This is a genomic window from Nocardia sp. NPDC004722 (assembly GCF_053601505.1).
In genome coordinates this window covers 1-3,500 of record NZ_JBSGBY010000757.1, presented here as the reverse complement: position 1 = coordinate 3,500, position 3,500 = coordinate 1, and the positions used below count along the sequence as shown (strand labels likewise).

Genomic DNA, 3,500 nt, shown 5'->3' with positions numbered 1-3,500 from the left:
GCGCCCGCCGCCCCAACCCCGATGCCGACCACGGAAATCGGCGGGGCGGCGGACGCCGACGGGCGTGCCGTCCGCGATCGCGCGGCGCTCAACCGGCCGGTGAGGTCCGCGCGGGCGGCTTCGGGGACGGCACGTGTGTGGGCGGTCAACCGGTCGCGGTGTACGACAGCGGTTTCCCGTGCCGGGCGTTGATCTCGGTGTCGGCCAGATCGAATCGCTCGCCGAAGAGGACGTGCACGGCGTCCGCGCCGTCGCCGAGCGCGCTGATGCCGCCCGCCACGTCCAATCTGCCCAGCGTGCCCCCGATTTCGACGGCGGCCACGCCCGCGCCCTCGCTGACCAGGGCGCCGCCGATGTCGACGGTGTCGATGCCGCCGCCCGGCTTGATGCTCAGCGCCACCGCGTCCAGTTCGGTCTGCACCCCGCGAACCAGGCTCGCGGCCCGGCCGCCGTAGGTGTGCAGGTCCCCGGTGATGGTCAGCCGCCCCATCTTCCGGGTCACCTGGAAGCCGACGGCGCCGTCGCCGTGGGTGGTGATGTCCTCGAATACGGCCTGTCCGACGCTGCCCTCGTAGAGGTTGAAGCCGCGCGCGCCGTCGCCGTGGGTGAGGATCGGAGCGCGCACCTGGAGGTCGTCGATGTCGCCGAAGTTGACGAAGCCGATCCCGCTGGGCCCGAACGAGGTCACCGGGGCCCGCACGATCCAGCGCAGCACCGAACCCCAGTTGTCGAGCACCATGTCGTTGGGTCCGTAGGTGGTGACCGGCCCCTCGTTGACCACCGTCCCGACCTGCGCGCCGCCGAGCACGAAGACTCCGCCGCTGATCAGATCGGCGGTGCCGGAGGCGATTCCGCCGTCGGTGTAGACGGCCCCGGTGGACAGCGCCGACACCAGCACCCGCCCGCCCCGCCCGTTACCGCGCAGGGCGCCGACCATGATGCCGCTGCCGCGCACCGGTTCGGCGGCGGAGCCGACCGCGAGCCCGCGCAGCCGGGCGGTGAGCACCGCCGCGGGATCGTCCTGACGGTTCCACACGGTGACCGCGCCCTGTCTGGCCCGGACCCCGTAGCCGCTGGGCAGGGGTGACCGCTTGCGGGTGTCGGCGGCGGCGACGGTGAGGCCGTCGATCTCGACATGCCCGCCCCGGACCGCGCCCCTGGCCTCCAGTAGCACCTGGCCCCGGGTGGTCACCCCGTGCAGGGCGAGCACCCCGCAATCGTCGACGGTGCGGTCGTTGCCGATCGCGACCCCGGTGACGTCGGTGTGCACGGTGAGGTCGCGCAGTTCGTTGTCGCGGGTGAGAGTGACTCCGCCGGAATCGAATTCGAGGATGCCGCCGGTGAGGATCGCCCCGGGCGGCAAGGTCAGTCCGGTGAGCCCGCGCAGCGTGCCCACAATGCGGATCGACCGCACTCCGCGGTCGAGGGCCCCGGTCAGATCGGCGACGGTGTCGACGGCCGTGCAGTCCTGCGACATGGCAACTCCTCCCTGTGCGGTGCGGGCCGGGCTCAGCTGAGCACGACCGTCCGGTCCATGGGTCGGCCGGATTCCAGATAGCGGTGGGCCGCGCCGATCTCGTCGAGACGGAAGACCCGATCGGCGGCGACGGCGATATCGCCCGCCGCCACGGCGTCGAGGTACTCCTGCAGCACGATCGGCGGCAGATCCGTGGAGCGGCCCCGGTATCCGGTGAGCCGCACCCCCGGCGGCAGGTCGTCGGCGGGGTCGAAGCCGGGCAGGCGCACCGGTTCCGACTGTCCGCCGACGCAGCAGACGACACCGTGGATTCTGGTGGCGCGCAACGTATCCAGCAGAGCGGACGTGCCGTTGAGGACCAGCGCCGAGTGCACGCCGCCGGGGATCAGGTCCCGGACCGTCTCCGCTACCGCGCCGCCGTCCAGCAGCACATGGTGCGCTCCGGCCCGGTGCAGTGCGGTGGCCTCGCCCGGTGTTCGGGTGGTGGCCAGCACCGTCAGGCCCTGGCGGCGGCCCAGGGCCACCGCCGCCCGGCCGACCGGGCCCGAGCCGCCCCGAATGAGCAGCGACTGCCCGGCCCGCGTGTCCAGGCCGAACGTCAGCGAACCGTAGGCGGTGCGCACCACGCGGGGGATCGCCCCGAGGACCGCCCAGGGCAGGTCGCTGAAGAACGAAATCACCTGCGCCACCGGCACACACAGGTACTCGGCGCAGCCGCCGCCCTGTGTGTCGTCGAGCAGGGCGGCCACCTGGGCGCCGACCCGCAGTTCCCGGCCCGGGCACTCGACCACCACGCCGACCGCCTCGACGCCCGGGACCCGCAGCCCAGCGGTCGTGGCGCGGCCCCGGTCGCCGGACAGGTCGGCGCGTTCGAGCCCGATGGCCCGCACCCGGATCAGGACCTGCCCGCAGACGGGCGTGGGAACCGGTAGGTGACCCACTCGTGGGCGGCGATCGGCAGCCATGCCGCACAGCACCGCCCGCATGGTTGCTGGCAACTGCCGTGCCACCGGCTGGGTCAGCAGGCTGAGATCTGTCACTCCAACACCTTTCCTCGGGTGCATCGCCACCAGCTGCGGCGACAGCTCGATTGATTTCGAAGTTAGGCACGGGTTCGGGAAGCGACATCGGTCACCGCATCGGTAGGTGGTTCTCCGCTAGCGAAGGGCAAATATTCTCGATCCGGCTATCCTGGGTCACGCGACACCCCACTGACCAGGCGCGATCCCGTCGAAACCGGCTCGGGAGCGTGCAGCTATGACGACGGGAGCGAGTTTGCCCGGCACCGACGACACGCTCCTCGGGCGCGCGGCCGAGACGGCCGTACTGGATCGGGCGCTGGACGCGGCGCGCGCGGGCCGCGGCTCATCGCTGGTGCTGTGGGGTGATCCGGGGATCGGCAAGACCGCCCTGCTCGAGTACACCGCCGACCATGCCGCGGGATTCCAGGTATTGCGCTGTCGCGGCACCCGCGCCGAATCGATCCTCGCGTTCGCGGCGTTGCACGAATTGCTCTGGCCGCTCGTCGATCGCCTCGAACTGCTGCCCGCGGCGCAGGCGGAGGCGCTGCGCGGCGCGCTGGGTCTGTCCGATCGCGCCCACGACCCCTTCCTGGTCGGGGTCGCGGTGCTGACGCTGCTGTCGGAAGTGGCCGAAGAACGCCCGGTGCTGGTGGTCGTCGACGACACCCAGTGGCTGGACGCGGCCTCGGTGAGCTGCCTGTCGTTCGTCACGCGGCGGGTGGAGGGGGAATCGATCCTGGTGGTGTTCACCGCGCACGAGCAGCCGATCGGCACCAGTTGCGACGGTCTGCCGGTGCTGGACGTCGGTGGGCTGAGCCCGCGTGCCGCGCGCCGCCTGATCACCGAGCGCCATCCCGAAATGTCTGCGGCACAGGTGGATCGGGTGCTGGAGGTCGCCGACGGCAATCCGCTCGCGCTTCGAGAACTGCCCGATTCCATGGGATTGCAGCCCGTGGCGGACGCCGGGGATCCGAGCGAACCGGTGACGGTGGGACCCCGGC

3 protein-coding genes are annotated in these 3,500 nt (G+C 72.0%); 1 reads left to right on the top strand and 2 read right to left on the bottom strand.

Annotated features, from left to right (window positions below):
• Positions 1-145: 145 nt before the first annotated feature.
• Both ACWELQ_RS41300 and ACWELQ_RS41295 read right to left on the bottom strand, forming a co-directional pair.
• The gene (locus ACWELQ_RS41300; protein ID WP_452402435.1) at positions 146-1,477 is read right to left on the bottom strand and encodes a hypothetical protein; all 1,332 of its coding nucleotides are present in this window, start codon (positions 1,475-1,477) and stop codon (positions 146-148) included.
• A 32-nt stretch (positions 1,478-1,509) separates the two neighbouring features.
• Positions 1,510-2,517, bottom strand: coding sequence for a zinc-binding dehydrogenase (locus tag ACWELQ_RS41295; protein WP_452402434.1), 1,008 nt, complete (start codon positions 2,515-2,517; stop codon positions 1,510-1,512).
• Between the two features lie 217 nt (positions 2,518-2,734).
• Here ACWELQ_RS41295 and ACWELQ_RS41290 point away from each other — a divergent pair.
• On the top strand, positions 2,735-3,500 hold a 766-nt coding region (locus ACWELQ_RS41290; protein WP_452402433.1), incomplete at its 3' end, for an AAA family ATPase.